The organism is Novosphingobium sp. KACC 22771 (genome assembly GCF_028736195.1).
GTDB lineage: Bacteria > Pseudomonadota > Alphaproteobacteria > Sphingomonadales > Sphingomonadaceae > Novosphingobium.
The window spans coordinates 119,351-135,065 of sequence record NZ_CP117882.1 but is presented as its reverse complement, the minus strand read 5'-3'; the positions used below and the strand labels follow the sequence as shown (position 1 = coordinate 135,065).

15 protein-coding genes are annotated in these 15,715 nt (G+C 64.0%); 9 read left to right on the top strand and 6 right to left on the bottom strand.

The features are described from left to right. Positions 1–156: 156 nt before the first annotated feature. Genes PQ467_RS17660 through PQ467_RS17645 form a run of 4 tightly spaced genes read left to right on the top strand, consistent with a single transcriptional unit; the run spans position 157 to position 3,839 of the window. Complete coding sequence (locus tag PQ467_RS17660) at positions 157–1,158, top strand: alpha/beta fold hydrolase (RefSeq protein ID WP_274176847.1); 1,002 nt, start codon at positions 157–159, stop codon at positions 1,156–1,158. A 10-nt stretch (positions 1,159–1,168) separates the two neighbouring features. Further along, entirely contained in the window at positions 1,169–2,593 is a 1,425-nt protein-coding gene (gene leuC, locus PQ467_RS17655; protein WP_274176846.1) for a 3-isopropylmalate dehydratase large subunit, read from the top strand. Then, on the top strand, positions 2,590–3,213 hold the full coding sequence (gene leuD, locus PQ467_RS17650) for a 3-isopropylmalate dehydratase small subunit (protein WP_274176845.1): 624 nt from the start codon (positions 2,590–2,592) through the stop codon (positions 3,211–3,213). The genes leuC and leuD overlap by 4 nt, the downstream gene beginning before the upstream one ends. Beyond that, positions 3,210–3,839, top strand: a complete 630-nt coding sequence (locus tag PQ467_RS17645) for an isochorismatase family protein (RefSeq protein ID WP_274176844.1) — start codon at positions 3,210–3,212, stop codon at positions 3,837–3,839. Before leuD ends, PQ467_RS17645 begins: the two co-directional genes overlap by 4 nt. Here the strand turns inward: PQ467_RS17645 and PQ467_RS17640 are convergent. Beyond that, complete coding sequence (locus PQ467_RS17640; protein WP_274176843.1) at positions 3,826–4,794, bottom strand: hypothetical protein; 969 nt, start codon at positions 4,792–4,794, stop codon at positions 3,826–3,828. The genes PQ467_RS17645 and PQ467_RS17640 overlap by 14 nt on opposite strands. 112 nt (positions 4,795–4,906) lie before the next feature. Between PQ467_RS17640 and PQ467_RS17635 the strand changes: the two genes are divergently transcribed. Both PQ467_RS17635 and PQ467_RS17630 read left to right on the top strand, forming a co-directional pair. Continuing rightward, entirely contained in the window at positions 4,907–5,671 is a 765-nt protein-coding gene (locus PQ467_RS17635) for an SDR family NAD(P)-dependent oxidoreductase (protein ID WP_274176842.1), read from the top strand. Positions 5,672–5,694: 23 nt separating this feature from the next. Continuing rightward, complete coding sequence (locus PQ467_RS17630) at positions 5,695–6,612, top strand: DUF1838 family protein (protein ID WP_274176841.1); 918 nt, start codon at positions 5,695–5,697, stop codon at positions 6,610–6,612. A 33-nt stretch (positions 6,613–6,645) separates the two neighbouring features. Here PQ467_RS17630 and PQ467_RS17625 read toward each other — a convergent pair whose 3' ends face one another. Together PQ467_RS17625 and PQ467_RS17620 are read right to left on the bottom strand one after the other, a co-directional pair. Next, entirely contained in the window at positions 6,646–7,557 is a 912-nt protein-coding gene (locus tag PQ467_RS17625) for a formylglycine-generating enzyme family protein (RefSeq protein ID WP_274176840.1), read from the bottom strand. A 1-nt stretch (position 7,558) separates the two neighbouring features. Then, positions 7,559–8,647 carry a Gfo/Idh/MocA family protein gene (locus PQ467_RS17620; RefSeq protein ID WP_274176839.1) on the bottom strand — a complete coding sequence of 363 codons (1,089 nt, stop codon included), beginning with the start codon at positions 8,645–8,647 and terminating at the stop codon, positions 7,559–7,561. Between the two features lie 167 nt (positions 8,648–8,814). On the opposite strand from PQ467_RS17620, the gene PQ467_RS17615 reads away from it, so the two are divergent. Genes PQ467_RS17615 through PQ467_RS17605 form a run of 3 tightly spaced genes read left to right on the top strand, consistent with a single transcriptional unit; the run spans position 8,815 to position 11,937 of the window. Further along, a complete protein-coding gene (locus PQ467_RS17615; RefSeq protein ID WP_274176838.1) occupies positions 8,815–9,615 on the top strand; it encodes an alpha/beta fold hydrolase in 801 nt (266 codons plus the stop codon). Next, on the top strand, positions 9,590–10,603 hold the full coding sequence (locus tag PQ467_RS17610; RefSeq protein ID WP_274176837.1) for a phosphotransferase: 1,014 nt from the start codon (positions 9,590–9,592) through the stop codon (positions 10,601–10,603). Before PQ467_RS17615 ends, PQ467_RS17610 begins: the two co-directional genes overlap by 26 nt. Further along, the gene (locus PQ467_RS17605; protein ID WP_274176836.1) at positions 10,603–11,937 is read left to right on the top strand and encodes an MFS transporter; all 1,335 of its coding nucleotides are present in this window, start codon (positions 10,603–10,605) and stop codon (positions 11,935–11,937) included. The genes PQ467_RS17610 and PQ467_RS17605 overlap by 1 nt, the downstream gene beginning before the upstream one ends. On the opposite strand, the gene PQ467_RS17600 is transcribed toward PQ467_RS17605, so the two are convergent. The 3 genes from PQ467_RS17600 to PQ467_RS17590 form a co-directional block, all read right to left on the bottom strand. Beyond that, a complete protein-coding gene (locus PQ467_RS17600; protein WP_274176835.1) occupies positions 11,938–12,780 on the bottom strand; it encodes a DUF1838 family protein in 843 nt (280 codons plus the stop codon). After that, a complete protein-coding gene (locus PQ467_RS17595) occupies positions 12,777–13,070 on the bottom strand; it encodes a DUF1330 domain-containing protein (protein ID WP_274176834.1) in 294 nt (97 codons plus the stop codon). The genes PQ467_RS17600 and PQ467_RS17595 overlap by 4 nt, the downstream gene beginning before the upstream one ends. A 106-nt stretch (positions 13,071–13,176) precedes the next feature. Then, positions 13,177–15,687 carry a TonB-dependent receptor gene (locus tag PQ467_RS17590; protein WP_274176833.1) on the bottom strand — a complete coding sequence of 837 codons (2,511 nt, stop codon included), beginning with the start codon at positions 15,685–15,687 and terminating at the stop codon, positions 13,177–13,179. Positions 15,688–15,715: the final 28 nt, after the last annotated feature.

Below are 15,715 nucleotides of genomic sequence, written 5' to 3'. Positions count from 1 at the left end.
TGTCGGATAGCGTTCGTTCCGTTTCGGAAATCCTCTGCAATTGCCATCATCATGCGCCATGCAAAAGGGGCCTGTGCCATCGGCTGTCCGGCGTCTTGTGGCAAAACCCGGGCGCGATGATAAGGCGCGGGATCGTTATAAATGGTGGAGAAAGCGATGAAGTGCCTGCGCCCAGTTCTGTTGGTCGGCTCACTGCTGGCGGCCGGCCTTGTATCACCTTTGGCCCATGCGCAGACCGCTCCTGCCGGGGCGGCCGCGCCGTCCGCCATGGCCCACCCCTATCTCACCGTTGCCCAACTGCGCGCCAAATATCGCGATCCGGCAAGCCGCTTCATGACGATCAAGGGCGTCGAGGTCCATTACAAGGATGAAGGGCCGCGAGGCGCGCCGGTCCTGTTCATGGTCCATGGTTCGCTTTCGACGCTGCGCACATGGGATGTCATCACCGCGCGGCTGAAATCGCGCTATCGCATCATCCGCTATGATATTCCCGGCTATGGCCTGTCGGGCCGCGTTTCGGATGAGGCGGGCGAACATGTTCAGCCGGTCGAGATCCCCGAAGGCTTGCTCGATGCGCTTCATGTCAAGAAGATCAGCTTTGTCGGCGTGTCGAGCGGCGGCACGATGGGCATGTATCTGGCCGCCAAGCGCCCCGAAATGGTCGAGCGGCTGATCCTGTCGAACACGCCCAGCGATCCGGTCGACACCAGCCATCTGGTGATGCCCAAGAGCTTTGTCGACGGAATCGCCCGCGCCAAGGCCAATGGTGGCTATAATGACCGCCCTTACTGGGACGATTATCTGGGCTTTTTCGCGGGCGATGCCAAGCGGATCAGCAAGAAGACCCGCGATGAATATTACGATTTCAACCGCCGCACGCCCGAGAAATACCCCATCGCTCTGGTTGCGCGCATCGGCGATGGCAAGCAGGCGACGATCGAAATGGCCAAGGTGAAGGCGCCCACCCTGCTGCTGTGGGGCGCGGCCGATCCGCTGCTGCCCGAAAGCGCGGCCAATGCCATCGCGCGCTATCTCTCCCACGCCACGATCAGCCGCGTGCTGATGCCCGATGTGGGCCATTATCCCCCACTTGAGGTGGGCGACCGCTTTGCCCAACTGATCGCCGCCTATGTCGAGGCCGGCACCCCCAAACTTTGAGTTTTGATCCATGACCGCCTACACGCTCTATGAAAAGCTGTGGAACGCCCATGCCGTGGCCGAACTGCCCGGCGGCGAGACTCTGCTCTATATCGACCGCCAGATCCTGCATGAGGTTTCCAGCCCGCAGGCCTTTGTCGCCATGCGCGAGGCAGGGCGGCAATTGCGCCGCCCGCAAACGCATATCGCCGTGGTCGACCATGCCGTGCCCACGCGAAGCCCGCGCGCGGACGGCATCCGCCACGGCACGATCGAGGACGCCCAGGCCGCCGCGCAGATTGCCGAGCTGGAAACCAATGTCGCTGATTTTGCCGTGCCCTATGCCGCACTCGACGGCGCCGAACAAGGCATCGTCCATGTGATCGGCCCGGAAAGCGGCTTTACCCTGCCCGGCACCACCATCGTCTGCGGCGACAGCCACACGACCACGCATGGCGCCTTTGGCGCACTGGCCTTCGGCATCGGCGCATCGGAACAGGGCACCGTGATGGCCGCCCAGTGCCTGCGCCAGAAGCGGGCAAAGACGATGCGGATCGAGCTTACGGGTACGCGCCACCCGCTGGTCTTTGCCAAGGACATTGCCCTTGCCATCATCGCGCGGATCGGCGCGGATGGCGCAGCGGGCCATGCGGTGGAATTTACAGGCCCGGCCGTGCGCGCCATGAGCATGGCCGAGCGCATGACCCTGTGCAACATGATGATCGAGGCGGGCAGCCGCGTCGGCCTGGTCGCGCCCGATGATGTGACCTTTGCCTTCCTCAAGGGCCGTCGTCTGGCCCCCAAGGGCGCGCTGTGGGATCAGGCCGTGGCCGCATGGCGCGATCTGGCCAGCGATGAGGGCGCCGTCTATGACCGGATGATCGAGGTCGATGTCGCCTCGCTCGTGCCGCAGGTCAGCTGGGGGACCGCCCCGGACCAGACGCTGCCCGTCGATGCCGCTCTGCCCGATCCCGCGCAATTGGCCGATGGGCCCGAGCGGCGACAGGCGGAAAAGGCGCTGGCCTATATGGGCCTGACGCCGGGCCAGAGCCTGACCGACATTGCCATCACCCATGCCTTTATCGGATCATGCACCAATGGCCGGATCGAGGATATCCGCGCCGCCGCCGCCGTAGCCAAGGGCCGCAAGGTGGCGCCGGGCATCAAGGCCATCGTCGTGCCGGGCAGCGCGGCCACCCGCGCCGCCGCCGAGGCCGAGGGGCTGGACCGCATCCTGATCGAGGCGGGTTTTGAATGGCGCCTTGCGGGCTGTTCGATGTGCGTGGCGATGAATGATGACCGCCTCAAACCGGGCGAACGCTGCGCCAGCACCAGCAACCGCAATTTCGAGGGCCGTCAGGGTCCGGGCGGTCGCACCCATCTGATGAGCCCGGCCATGGCCGCCGCCGCCGCCATCGCGGGCCATATCGCCGATATTAGGGAGTTTGCGGCATGAGCCAGCCTTTCACCACCCTGTCGGGCCATGCCGCGCCGATGCCGGAAGAGAATATCGACACCGACATCATCTTCCCTGCGCGCTTTCTGTTGATCACCGCCAAGGCGGGTCTGGGCCGCTATGCGTTCCATGACCGCCGGTTTGATGCCAATGGCGCGGAAATTCCCGATTACGTGCTCAATCAGGCCCCGTTCAACGCCGCACCCTTTATCGTGGCGGGCGCCAATTTCGGATCGGGCTCCAGCCGCGAACAGGCGGTCTGGGCGATTGCGGGCCTTGGCGTGCGCTGCATCATCGCGCCCGGCTTTGGCGAGATCTTCCACTCCAATTGCCAGCGCAACGGCATCCTGCCCATCACCCTGCCTCCCGAAACCGTGGCCGAACTGATGGTCGCGGCCCAGACCGAGCAGAATTTCGCCGTCGATCTGGAGACGCAAAGCCTGACCGTGGGCAATCGCGCCTTTGCCTTTGACATCGCGCCCGAACGCAAGCTGGCGCTGATGAACGGCTGGGATGAGACCGCCGTCCTGCTTCACCAATATTCCGGCGCCATTGCCGAATTCGAAACCCGCCAAAAGGCCAGCGCGCCGTGGCTCTATGCCGAGGATGATGCCCAATGAGCGACGACCTGCTCGAAAACTACAAGCGCGCCTATAACACCCGCGTCGGCTTCGGCAAAAAGCCCGCGCTGGTGATGATCGACTTCTGCCGCGCCTATTTCGAACCCGACTGCGATCTTTATTGCGGCCAGCCTGTGTACGACGCCATCGAGAGCGCCCTGCGCGTGCGCGAAGTGGCGCGCAAGGGCGGGGTTCCGGTGATCCTGACCTGTGTGCAATATCATGCCAGCGGCGTGGACGGCGGGCGCTTTTTCGAAAAGGCCGCGCCCTTGCGCTATTTCGTCAAGGGCCATCCGATGGCCGCATGGGGTCCGGGGCTGGAGCCGTTCGAGGACGAACTGGTCATTCCCAAGCAATATCCCAGCGCCTTTTTCGGCACCTCGCTGGCCAGCACGCTCACGGCCATGGGCGTGGACAGCGTTTTGCTCACCGGCCTTTCGACCAGCGGCTGCGTGCGCGCCTCCTGCGTTGATGCGATGAGCCACGGGTTCAAGACCGCCGTCATCGCCGACGCCTGCGGCGACCGTCATGCCGGTCCGCATGACGCCAATCTGTTCGACATGAACGCCAAATACGCCGATGTCATCAGCGAGGCCGAAGCCATCACCTATTTCAGCGGTCTTTGACGCCTGATTGAAACGCCTCCAGCCGCGCGCCCCATGGGGTGATCGCGGCGGCGGCCATTCCCGCCGGGTGGGGCGCCCATTGCGCCGCCAACGGGCCGATGATGCGGCACCCGCCCTGCGCCGCGCGCTCGATGAAATCCTCCAGATCCGTCACCGGAAAGCGCAGCGAGGCCCATCCGCGCAGCGGCGGTTCGCAATCCGAGAAATCATGGCCGCGCACGCCATATTCGATGATCTCGACCGAGCCTTCCATCCGCCCTTCGGGCTGATAGATGCCGATCCGCATCGGGATCTGGGCGGCGATACCTTCGGGCAATCCCATACAGTTGGCCCCGCTTTCCTGCGCCGCCATGCCTTGCGTTTCCTGCACAGGCAGCCAGCCCAGACAATCGCGATAGAGATGCCGGGCAGCCTCGAAATCGGGCACGACCTGGGTCGAATTGAACACAAAGCTGGCCGGGCCGGACACGCCTTCATAGCCCTGCAAGGGCGGGCGCACCCGCTCCATCAGCGCGATGCAGATGCCGTCGGCATCGCTGTTCACCACCTCGCGCACGGCCAGCGGGCCGAAATCCCAATCGGTGATCGGGGCATGGGCGACAAAGCCATGCTCGACCAGCGCCCGCTGCAGGACCTCGATATCAGGCAAGGCGCGCAGGTTGATGTCGAAAATGCCGCCCGGATCCCACGCCTGCCCGCCTTCGCGGTTCAGCCCCGCCACCGGCCCGTCGATCTGAATCAACCGGATGCGCCCGCGCGCAACGCCGGGATGCCCGATCAGCACCTCCCGCGCCCCGCCCGACAGGCCCATCAGCGCTATGGCCCCGGCATCGACCGGCCCCTGCGCCAAAGGCACAAACCCGGTTGCCGCGCAAAGCCGCGCCGCGCTTGCCCCGACATCGGCCACGATGGCCACCGCTTCTTCAAAACCATTGTCCAGTGCGATCATGGGCATAGGCTGCTCCGCGCCGCCCCCGCCCCGCAATGGCTGATCGCCACAGTTCCGCCCATCGGATAGACCGACCAAAGCCCGCCCATGCGTCCCCACCATGCATAGCCTGCCCGCCATGAGCCAATCACGACTGGGCGGCAGAACCGCCCTTATCACCGGCGCGGGTCTGGGCATCGGCCGGGCCGCCGCACTTCGTCTTGCGCAAGAGGGCGCGGCCCTCGTCCTCGCCGATCGGGACGAGGATCGCCTGCGCGAAACCGCCGCCCTGCTGGGCGATGCGCCCTATCTGCTCGTCCCCTGCGATGTCACCAGCGAGGCACAGGTCGCCGATCTGTTCAGCACCGCGCTCGACTGGCGCCCGCTCGACATTCTGGTCAACAATGTGGGCGGCGGGCGTTCGGGGCGGATTGCCGATCTCTCGCTCGATGATTGGGAAGCGACAATGGCGCTTTCCCTGCGCAGCATGTTCCTGTGCACCCGCGCCGCTGTGCCGGGCATGACCGCGCGCGGCTATGGGCGCATCGTCTGCCTTTCCTCGGGCGCGCGCAACGGCACGGTGTGGAACGCATTTTACACCGGCTCCTCCCCCTATTCGACCGCCAAGGCCGGGGTGATCGGCTTTGTCCGGGCGCTGGCCATCGAACTGGGCGATACCGGCATCACCATCAATGCGGTGGCGCCCGGCCCGATCGACACCGAACTGGCCGGGCCATACCTGCGCGCGATGGACGATCAGGGCCTCGAATATGCCCCCAGCCGTATGGTGCCGATGCACCGGCTGGGCACCGCGCGCGAGGTGGCCGACGCCATCCTGTTTCTGGCCAGCGACGAGGCCAGCTATATCACCGGCACCACGCTGGACGTGGCGGGGGGCCGATAACCACCAGGAAAGGCTGCCAAACCATGGATCAACTGTCCCGTCGAAACCTGCTTGCCGCCGCGCCGGCTGCTGCGGGAATTGGCCTGTTAACGCCTGCCGCCTTTGCCGCCCCGGCGGTGATCAAGGGCGCGCGGCCTGACCTTAACGATCCGGTCGTGCGCGCCCGACTGCGTGCCCGCGTGATCGGCTCCTGCGCGCGCGAAACGGTATTCAATTTCTATCGCCTGCATATCTATGGCTATACGGGCGAGGGCAATCTGATCCCCTTTTTCACCATGAACCACCTCAACGTGTCGGAATGGACACCCCTGCCCGGCAACCAGTATGAATCGCGCACCTATGAGGCCGGGGTCTATTGCCGGTTCAACACCGACGAGCCGCTCGACGAATGGGTAAACCCGATCACCGGCGAAAAGCGCAAGGTCTGGCAATTTTATGGCGGCCCTTTCAACGTGGCCATCGGCCCGGACGGAATCGTCACCAAGGGCGCGGACCTCAACCCGGTCGTGCTGCCGATGGAGGAATTGGGCGATATGGTGATCGTGCCGACCAGTTCCTCGGCCGCTTTTCCCAATGCCGCCACGCCCGATGCCTATCCGCATCTCTCGGCGGGCAAGACCATTTTCTGGGAGAGCCATGCGACCTATGGTGCAAAGGCGCAGGATGCCTTCAATGAAAAGCTGACCAGCGCGCCTGCCTTCTGCACATTTCAAAACATGGCGACATGGCACCCGTGGTTGGGCATGGGCGGGCGCCCTGAAAGCGGGCATGGCCGCACCTGGGGCCGCGCCTATGGGGCCAAGATCAGCAGCCTTGAAGAGATCCCGGCAGGCGCGCGCAAATCGCTGGAAAGCCACACGCCCGACATTTTCAAATGGAAGGAATGGACCGGCTTTCGCAACGACATGGGCGATTATCTCAAAACCGTACCCAAGGGCTGAGACGCATGGGGGCCTTTGCCAAGGCCCCCCTCATCACGGCAAATCGCGCGCCACGCGAAAACCGAGATGGTTGTTGCGCTGCTGCGGCGGATCGCCGATGCGCTGGGCCACATGCAAGGTCCAGTCGAGCAGGCTCCACCCGCCGCCGCGCACATTGCGCTTGGTGCAATCGCCGCCCTCGATCCACGCCGATCCATCGGCGGGCGCGCCCTTTAACGTGGCGTGGTGGCAATCGGCCACCCATTGCGCGGTGTTGCCCGCCATATCATACAGGCCAAACCGGTTGGGCGGATAGGACCCCACCGGCGTAGTCCGGTCATAGAAATTGCCGTAATTGGCGTTGTCATGGGTAATGCGCGTGCCGAAATAAAAGGGCGTGACGGTTCCCGCGCGCGCGGCATATTCCCATTCCGCCTCGGCCAGCAGGCGATAGCGCTGACCGGTCTTTTTGCTGATCCATGCGACATAGGCTTGGGCATCGTCATAATTGACGTTGATGACCGGCCGCCGCCCGCGCCCCCATCCCTCGTCGCCGGGACGATAGCCGCCGCATCCGCCATCGGCCACGCAGGCGTCCCATTGATCGAACGTCACCGCATAGCGTCCCACGGCAAAGGGCCGCGCGATGGTGACGGGGTGTACCGGCCCCTCCATCGCGTCGAACATCGGCCATACGCCCACCGAGCGGTTATCCTTGGGCGTGGTGCCCATCATGAAACGCCCGGCAGGCACGACCACCATTTCGGGCAGAGCGGCCCCATCGGCAAAGGCCGATCCGGGGCGCAAGGAGGGAAAGGCGGGCGCGGGCGCTGCGCGGATGATCGGCGTGCCATCTGGGCCCAGTTCAGGCTTTGAGTTTGACGGGGGCGGAGCCGCGGCGATGACCACCGCCCCCATCGCCACCACCGCCGCGCCGCGCATCCATCGGCCAAGAACAGCTTTCATATCAAGCCTCCTTGCGCGTCTGAAAGGCATCGGCCTGCACCTTGGCCGTGATGTCGAGCGCCAGTTCGGGCGGCGGCGGCGGGTCGATCGCATCGGCGGCATTGCGCCGCGCATCGGCCAAAACGCGGTCCATCAGCGCGATGGTGCGCGCCGCATCGAAACCGTTGACGCTGCGATTGGGCAATCCGCGTGCGGCGGCGATGAATTCCTCCATCTGGATGCGGAAATAATGGCCCAGATCGCGCCCGCCCATCACGCGCCCGTCGCGCACCACGCCGGGCGCGGGCTCCACCAGCAATTCGCGGTTGAAACGCAGGAACTCGCCGTCCTCGATTTCCACCACGCCGTTGCTGAAGTGCAGCACCTTGCGGTCGATGATGCTCGGCTGGTTATAGCTGATATGGACGGTGGCCATGCGCCGCCCGGGATAGGCCAGCAGGATCATCGCCTGATCCTCGCCCTGCCACCCGGTCTGCCAGCGGGCCGCCTCGGCATGGACGCGGATGGGATCGTCCGCGCCCATGCACATTTGCACGAAATCGAGCGAATGGGGCGCAAAGAGCGAGAGGATCAGCCCTTCCTCGGGCTTGCGCATGGCCCACCACGGCGCCTGCGGGCCGTTCCAGCGGACGCAGGAGGTCACTTCCACGGCCATCAAACGGCCAAAATCCTGCCAATGTTCGAGCAGATAATGGAACGCCGGACCCTGACGATAGGTATGCCCCACGGCCAGCACCACGCCCTTGTCCGCCGCAGCCTGTGCCAGCGCCAGGGCCTGCTCGCCGGTGGGCGCCAGCGGCTTTTCCACCAGCACATGCTTGCCCGCCGCAATGGCCGCCATCGCCTGCTCGGCATGGAGCGCATTGGGGCTTGCGATCAGCACCGCCTCCACCTCGGGCATGGCCAGAAGCTGGGCCAGATCATCGGTGGCAACAGCGCCAAAAGGTTCACAGGCCGCCTGCGCCGCGGCCAGGTCGCGGTCCATCGCCGCCACAAGGCGAACACGGCCCGCCAATTGCGTCACCGCCTCGAGATGCGCGCCCGAAATCCGCCCGCATCCCACCAATGCCAAACCCAGCGGGTGTTCCATCTGCCAATCTCCTGTTGCGGCAAGCGTGAAGGATGGCGCGGCCCGCGGCAATACCGGCGGCCCAAGCCTCAACTCTCCGCCCTGCGGAGACTCCGCCGCCATGCCCTGTTGCGCACCTTGCACTGGCTCATGCTAAGTCCATAACCACATGGACCCCCGATCCAACCATGAACGTGTCGCGCGCCTATACCACATGCCGCTATGGCCAATTGCATTACCGGCAGGCGGGCGCCGACAGCGCGCTTCCGCCGTTGGTGATGCTGCATCAAAACCCCTCCTCGGGCTGGGAATATGAGCCGCTGATCGCCGCCATGGCGCGGGATCGCCGCGTGATCGCCTTTGACACACCCGGCCACGGCATGAGCGATGCGCCGCCCGCCCCCCCGGGCATCGGCGCCTATGCTGCGGCCTTTGCCGATGGGCTGGCAGCGTTAGGGATTGATGGGCCGATTGACCTTTACGGCTATCACACCGGATCGCTGCTGGCGGTGGAACTGGCGCTGGCCCTGCCGGAACAGGTGCGGCGGATGGGCCTGACCGGCATTCCCATGTATCCGGCCGACATCCGCGCCGCCAAACTGCGCGAGGCCGAGGAATTTCCCGCGCCCGACGAGGATGGCACGGTGATCCTCGATCTGCTCTCGCGCCTGTGGGCCTATGTGGTCAAGGGGCGCAATCCGGCCCAGCCTTTGCCCCGCGCGATCCGCCATTTTGCGGACAAGGCCTTTATCCTAGACCGCTTCACGTGGGCCTATCGCGGCGTATGGTCTTATGATTATACCCGCCTTGGCCAGATAACCTGTCCGGTACTTTTGCTGCAACCGCACGAAGCCCTGCGCGAGCCTGCGCTGGCGGCGGCGGCATTGATACCGGATATTTCCATCCGCGATCTGCCCCAACTGGATCGCGACATTTTCGATATTGCTCCAGAGGTGCTTGCCCGTGAACTACGTAACTTCCTTGGTTGAATCCGGCCTGCCGATTGCCGACATTTCGCATTCGGTGCTCCATCCCGATTTCATCGCGCGCGAGGTCAAGGCCCGCTATCCGGTGGTGGGCAAGCTCGACGTGTGGCTGCTCTATCGCGGCATGAACGATGTCTATCTGGTTCAGGATGAAAAGACGAAATACGCGCTGCGCGTATGGCGCAAGACCTATCGCGATGTCGATGATGTGGCCTATGAACTCGATTTTCTCGCCTTCCTGAAGGACAAGGCATTCCCGGCCAGCGTCGCCGTGCCCCAGCATGACGGCACGCTGTACTGGAAGGCCGCCACGCCCGAAGGCGCGCGCGCGATTGCCATGTATGACTGGGCGCCGGGGCGCAAATTCGGCGACATGCTATCGGAAGAAACCTCGTTCCGCATCGGCGCGGCTTTCGCCAACATGCATCTGCTGGGCTATGAATGGGCGGGCAAGGACCACAAGTTCACCACCGAGACGGCGAAGGATTACAATATCTGCATGCCCGCGCTGATCGACTTTGTGTATGATCGGCCCGATGACCTGCGCGACTATCCGATCATTGCTGCCAACACGAACCAGCGCCTTGATGAACTGGCGGCGGCCGGCGTTCCGCTGGGCGTCTGCCACCGCGATTTCCACCCGTCGAACGTGCATGTCGATGACGACGGCCGGATCACGCTGCTCGATTTCGACGCGGCGGGTGAGGATTTCCTGATGCAGGACGTGCAAAACTTCGTCTGGGGCAACCTGTTCTACGGTTTCTCGGAAAGCTATGGCACCGCCTTTGAGGACGGCTATCAGTCGGTCCGCCCCTTCACCGCCGAGGAAATCGCCAACAAGGAACTGTTCCTGATGGGCAAGGCGCTGCGTCTGGTGGCGGGCATGGCCCATTCCAGCACGGCGGTCGGGCGCGGCACCCTTCGCTTCCGCAACCTTGACTGGCTGGGCGATTACATCAAGACGCGCGCCCGCGCCTGCGGCCTGCTCTGATGCGCTCTCCGGCCGAAAGCTGGCCTCGCGGTTCCACCGCATGGTGGATGGTCGCGCTGCTGTTCCTTGCCGGGATCTGTTCGATCATCGATCGGGCGATCCTGAACATGGTGGTCGATCCGGTGCGCCATGATCTGGGCATCGGTGATGGCGCGATCGGATTGCTGCAGGGGCTGGCTTTCGGTCTGTTCTATGCCTTTATGGGCATGCCGATGGGGTTGGCGGCCGACCGGGTGTCGCGCCGCAACCTGCTGGCGGGGGGCATCGCGCTCTGGTCTTTGGCCACGATCGGCAGCGGGCTGGCGGCGGGCTTCGGGCAATTGTTTGCCGCCCGCCTGCTGGTCGGCCTTGGCGAGGCCGCGCTGGGGCCATGCGCGATCTCGCTGATATCCGACCTTTTCCCGCCCGACCGGCGCGGCCGCCCGATCAGCATCTATATGATGGGCCAATCGCTGGCGCAGGGTCTGGGCATTGCCTTTACCGGCATTGTGCTGAGCGCGGCGGCCAAAGGGGCCTTTGCGACATGGCCGGTGCTGGCGGGCCTCGCGCCTTGGCGGACGGTTTTCATCATTTCCGGGTCGCTGGGCCTTGTGGTCGTGGCGGGCATGATGACCACGCGCGAGCCGGAGCGTCGCGGCCAATCGCCGCTGGCCGCCCAGCCCAGCCTTGGCGAAAGCGCGGCCTGGTTCTGGCGCAACCGGGCGGTGCTGGCGCCGCTCTATCTGGGCTTTGGCGTGTGCTTTATCGCCGCCTATGGCGGCGCGGCGTGGCAGCCCACCATGCTGATGCGCGGATTTGGGGTTTCGCCGCAATTTGTCGGGGCATGGCTGGGGCCGCTCTCGATGCTGTTTTCAACGGTCGGGCCGCTGGTGGGCGGATGGCTGGTCGACCGCTCGATGAAGGCGGGCAAGCCCTTGCTGCGCTTTCGCCTCCTCTCCTTCATGCCGCTGCTGGCGCTGCCCTCGACGCTGGCGGTGCTGGCGGGCAGTGCCAAGGTGGCGGCATTTGTCGTGGCCACGGGCAATGCGATCTATGCGGTGTGCGGAACGCTGATGCTCGCCACGCTGCAGGCCATTGTGCCGGCGCGGATGCGGGGCACTTCGGTCGCGCTGACGCTGGTGATCAACACGCTGCTGGGCGCGGCCAGCGGGCCTTTGCTGGTGGCAGGCGTCAGCAATGGCCTGCTGCATGATCCGGCCAAGGTGGGCTGGGCCATTGCCTTGGTGGCGGGGCCTGCGGTGTTGCTGGCGGCGGGTCTGTTCAACATGGGCCGCATGGCCATGCACCGCGCGGCAAAGCAGGGCGACGAGACCGCCGCCCTGCTGGGCGTCTGATCAGGACGCATTCCACAGCGGCGTGAGCAAAGCCGCCGGGTCTTTCAGCACTTCCGGGCGGAACTGGCGGGTTGCGGCCTGCCATTCCGCCGGGATGCTGTCCATCGCCGCGCCCTGTTTGCCGATGCCGATGGCCGACATATGGCCCGGCGCATCCCCCATCTCCATCCATGGCCGCCAACTGCAGACATTGGTAAAGCTGACATCGCTGGGCACATGGGGCGCGCCGGACAGGACATCCGAGAGCCGCGCGTGGAACGTGTTGCTCTCCGAATAGCGGAAAGGTTTCGCGCCGGGGGCAAAGTGCATCGCCGTGCGCGAACGCTCGGTGATATAGAGATCATTGCCCCGCACCTCAAAGGGCAGCACCTCGTGGTTGATCTCCAGTCCCGGTATCGGCTTGGCCAGTTCAAAACCCAGATTGGGCCGGATGAACACCTTGGACGGGGCATAGCCCCCCATCGGCACTTTCACATCGCGCCCCGTATAGGGATTGCGCCATTGGGTCAGCACCGCACCCGTATCGGCATCCGTGAACCAGGCGATTTCGGCATTGACGGCCTCATAGCCGCCACCGGGCGCAGGGCGATAGCGCGCAAACACCGCCGAGCGCACGTTGAACAGGGGCCGCATCTCATCACCGATGATGCCGTAATAGCGGGCCGAAACCCAACTGGCGATCAACCGGTCGTCCAGACTGCCGCGCATCTTGACGAAAGCCTTGAGGCGATCGGCGGGCGCCGCCAGATCGAGCCCCGCCTTTGCCAGCGCCGGGGCCGCCAGCACCATTGCCCCCGCGCCCAAGGCGCCGCGCAGCACCGCGCGGCGCGACGCGCCCGTCATGACGCCACCACAAGGCGCGAATTGACCGAACCACCCGCACCCTCACGCAGCGCCTTGGCCGCTTTGTAGCCATCGCTGTGCATATAGGCGCGTGCGGCTTCGGCATCGGGAAAGCGGATCAGTACGGCCCGGCCAGCATCCTCGCAATCGCCCTCAAACACCTCTTCGATCAGCCCGCGCACGATATATTCGCCGCCAAAGCCTGCCGCCACCTGCGCCGCCGCGCGGGCATAGGCAAGGAATTGCTCAGGTTCGCCTGATTTCACCGTGGCCCATATATAGGCTGTCATCTGCCGCCCTCCTTTGACAAAAAAGACCGGCTCCGCATGCGCAGAGCCGGCCTGAAACGATAAGCATGAACGGAACGACGGATTGCGCCGCCGCCCCGCAGGATCATTACATCTTGACCTTGAGCTGCAGACCAAAGGTGCGCAGTTCGGGAAGGCCGACCACAGCGGCAGAGTAAAAGCCGAAATGGGCGAAAGTATTGTCGATGGCGTAATTGTCGCCAATCGAGGTGTAGGTGTGGTTGTTGAAGAGGTTGTTCACGAACACATCAACCGAAACATTGCCCTTCGACACGCCGCCACGCAGGTTGAAAATGTGACGATCCGGCGTGCGCAGGATGTTGGCCTCGTTCGACCACATGCCGGACTTGTAGCTCCAGTCAAAGCGGGTAAACCACTTGGCATCGGCCACCGAGCCGAGGTCACCATGGAGCAGGATGCCCATGTTGGCCGAATATTTCGAGGTGTTCTTCATCTCCTTGCCGGAGAAGTTGTACATCCCCGTCAACTGGCTGAGCGTGGTGCTGACGAACTGCTTGATGTCCGAAGCATTGATCGCACCGGCGCCGTCAAGAGTGATCAGATCATTGACCTTGAACGAGAAGTCACCCTCAACGCCGTAAAGGTCAACGTTACCGGTATTGGACGACACCTGCTGGAAACTGGTGCCGGTGGCCGAGGTCGGATCATTGATGATGATCGAGATCGCGTTGATCTGATCCTTCCACTGGGCATAATAGGCAGCAGCCGTATAGCGCAGACGGCCATCCATCAACTTGCCCTTGATGCCCAATTCGTAGTTGGTCACCTTTTCAGGCCGGATCGCAAGCTGGCCACCCGCAGCGATGGCCGCGTTCTGAACGACCGTAGTGGAGGACAGAATGCCGGTGTTGAACTGCGCCGGGTTCACGCCCTTGGCCCACGAGGCATAGGCCATGAAGCTCGGGTTGAACTGATAGTTGACAATCGCACGCGGGGTGAAATTGTTATACTTGGCATGGGTGATGAGCGCGCCGCCAGAAAAAGTCGTGGCATTGGGGCCAAGATAACCGGCCTGAATGGTCTGACCCGACGGACGGGCAAAAGCGCCAAGCCAGTCGATCTGATAGCGGCCTTCGACGCTGACCGACAGCTTGTCGGTCGCTTCATAGGTTGCGCCAAAGAACATGCCGGTGGTGCGGCTTTCCGACTTGCCGCCAGGCGACAGAAGCGCGGAAGTCAGCGGACCAAAACCGCCGCCAAGGCCCTGATATTGCTGGGCCTTGAGGAAGGAAGTGCCGACAACGCCGCGCAGCCTGCCGAACTTGTAGTTCAGGCGGCCTTCCATCGACCAGTCATTGGTCTTGCGTTCGATCAGGAACGGATAGTCCCAATAGCCCTTGGGGTTGGTGGACGACGCGATCGCGCTGGTGTCCAGACCATCAAGGTCGATCAGGGTCGTCCAGACTTCGCGGTTGTAGCCGGCCAGCACGGTGGCCGTGATATTCGGGTTGATCACCCATTCGGCGGTGGTGTGCGCATGGTGGCTGATACGGCGCAGACCATAGCCATCAACGCCTTCGTTCGGGCTGACAACGCGGTTGGCGCCGCTGGCCAGCCACGAGCGGATGGCGTCATTGGCGGTCACGTTGGCCGAAACCGGATAGGCCAGATTGGGCGTGACACCGCAAAGATAGGGATTGGTGACGGCGCTGCCCTGACCCTGAACACCAACCGTGTTGCCCTGGAACGAGCAGTTGGCCTGGCTGGGGGCGATGACGGCGCCGTTGCTGCCCTTGATGTCATAGGCATAGAGGCGAGCCTGGGCGGCCGGGCCGTCGCGGTCTTCCATCATCATGCCGAACAGCTTCATGGTGAAGTTGGGCGCGGGCTTGAACAGCAGGGTTGCGGTGCCGGTCGTGCTCTTCTGGTCGCCCAGAGTGCCGCCGCCGGCGGCGCCATTGACCCACGAACCATTCTTGGCCCAGCGCTCGCCGGTGACGCGGAACGTCAGGACATCGCCAAAGATCGGCCCTTCGATCGCGCCCTGCAGGCGATAGTTGTTGCGCGTGCCGACCATCCCCAGCAGGCTGCCGTGCCATTCGCTGGTGGGGTCCTTGGTGGAAATGTTGATCGCGCCGGCAAAGGTGTTACGGCCGTAATAGGCGCTCTGCGGACCCTTGACGACTTCGACCTGCTTGGGATCGGAAATCGACATGATGGCCGAGGGCGAGGCAACCGCCACACCATCCACAAACATCGAAGTGGTGGTGGCCAGCGTGGTCGAGGGCGTGAAGCCGCGAATCACGATCTGCTGGAACGAGCGGTCAGCATGGCCCGACGAGTTGTCGTTGATGTTGATGCCCGGCGTCGACTGCGCCAGCGAAGTGATCGACACGACACCCTTTTGCGCCAGCGTTTCGGCCGTCAGCGCGGTGACGGTAACGGGAACCTTGAGAATGTCCTCGCTGCGCTTACGGGCGGTAACGGTGATGGTGCCCGCATCTTCGACGGGCGCGGCAGCGGCCGGTTCAGCTGCTGCTTCGGCAGCCAGCGCCGGAGCAGCAAGCCCAAGTGCCAGAAAAATTGCGAGAGCAGAGGTTGTTGTCGCCACAGAGGCCTTTAAAAAGCGAGTTTCCATTTTTCCCTCACTGGATAGTTATTAATTC

What these genes read in the sequence shown, in the direction of transcription:
- PQ467_RS17620 (WP_274176839.1), bottom strand. Translation starts at nt 8,647, where the DNA reads ATGGAACACCCGCTGGGTTTGGCATTGGTGGGATGCGGGCGGATTTCG.
- PQ467_RS17660 (WP_274176847.1), top strand. Translation starts at nt 157, where the DNA reads ATGAAGTGCCTGCGCCCAGTTCTGTTGGTCGGCTCACTGCTGGCGGCC.
- PQ467_RS17595 (WP_274176834.1), bottom strand. Translation starts at nt 13,070, where the DNA reads ATGACAGCCTATATATGGGCCACGGTGAAATCAGGCGAACCTGAGCAA.
- PQ467_RS17605 (WP_274176836.1), top strand. Translation starts at nt 10,603, where the DNA reads ATGCGCTCTCCGGCCGAAAGCTGGCCTCGCGGTTCCACCGCATGGTGG.
- PQ467_RS17645 (WP_274176844.1), top strand. Translation starts at nt 3,210, where the DNA reads ATGAGCGACGACCTGCTCGAAAACTACAAGCGCGCCTATAACACCCGC.
- PQ467_RS17615 (WP_274176838.1), top strand. Translation starts at nt 8,815, where the DNA reads ATGAACGTGTCGCGCGCCTATACCACATGCCGCTATGGCCAATTGCAT.
- PQ467_RS17625 (WP_274176840.1), bottom strand. Translation starts at nt 7,557, where the DNA reads ATGAAAGCTGTTCTTGGCCGATGGATGCGCGGCGCGGCGGTGGTGGCG.
- PQ467_RS17635 (WP_274176842.1), top strand. Translation starts at nt 4,907, where the DNA reads ATGAGCCAATCACGACTGGGCGGCAGAACCGCCCTTATCACCGGCGCG.
- PQ467_RS17630 (WP_274176841.1), top strand. Translation starts at nt 5,695, where the DNA reads ATGGATCAACTGTCCCGTCGAAACCTGCTTGCCGCCGCGCCGGCTGCT.
- leuD (WP_274176845.1), top strand. Translation starts at nt 2,590, where the DNA reads ATGAGCCAGCCTTTCACCACCCTGTCGGGCCATGCCGCGCCGATGCCG.
- PQ467_RS17640 (WP_274176843.1), bottom strand. Translation starts at nt 4,794, where the DNA reads ATGCCCATGATCGCACTGGACAATGGTTTTGAAGAAGCGGTGGCCATC.
- PQ467_RS17590 (WP_274176833.1), bottom strand. Translation starts at nt 15,687, where the DNA reads ATGGAAACTCGCTTTTTAAAGGCCTCTGTGGCGACAACAACCTCTGCT.
- leuC (WP_274176846.1), top strand. Translation starts at nt 1,169, where the DNA reads ATGACCGCCTACACGCTCTATGAAAAGCTGTGGAACGCCCATGCCGTG.
- PQ467_RS17600 (WP_274176835.1), bottom strand. Translation starts at nt 12,780, where the DNA reads ATGACGGGCGCGTCGCGCCGCGCGGTGCTGCGCGGCGCCTTGGGCGCG.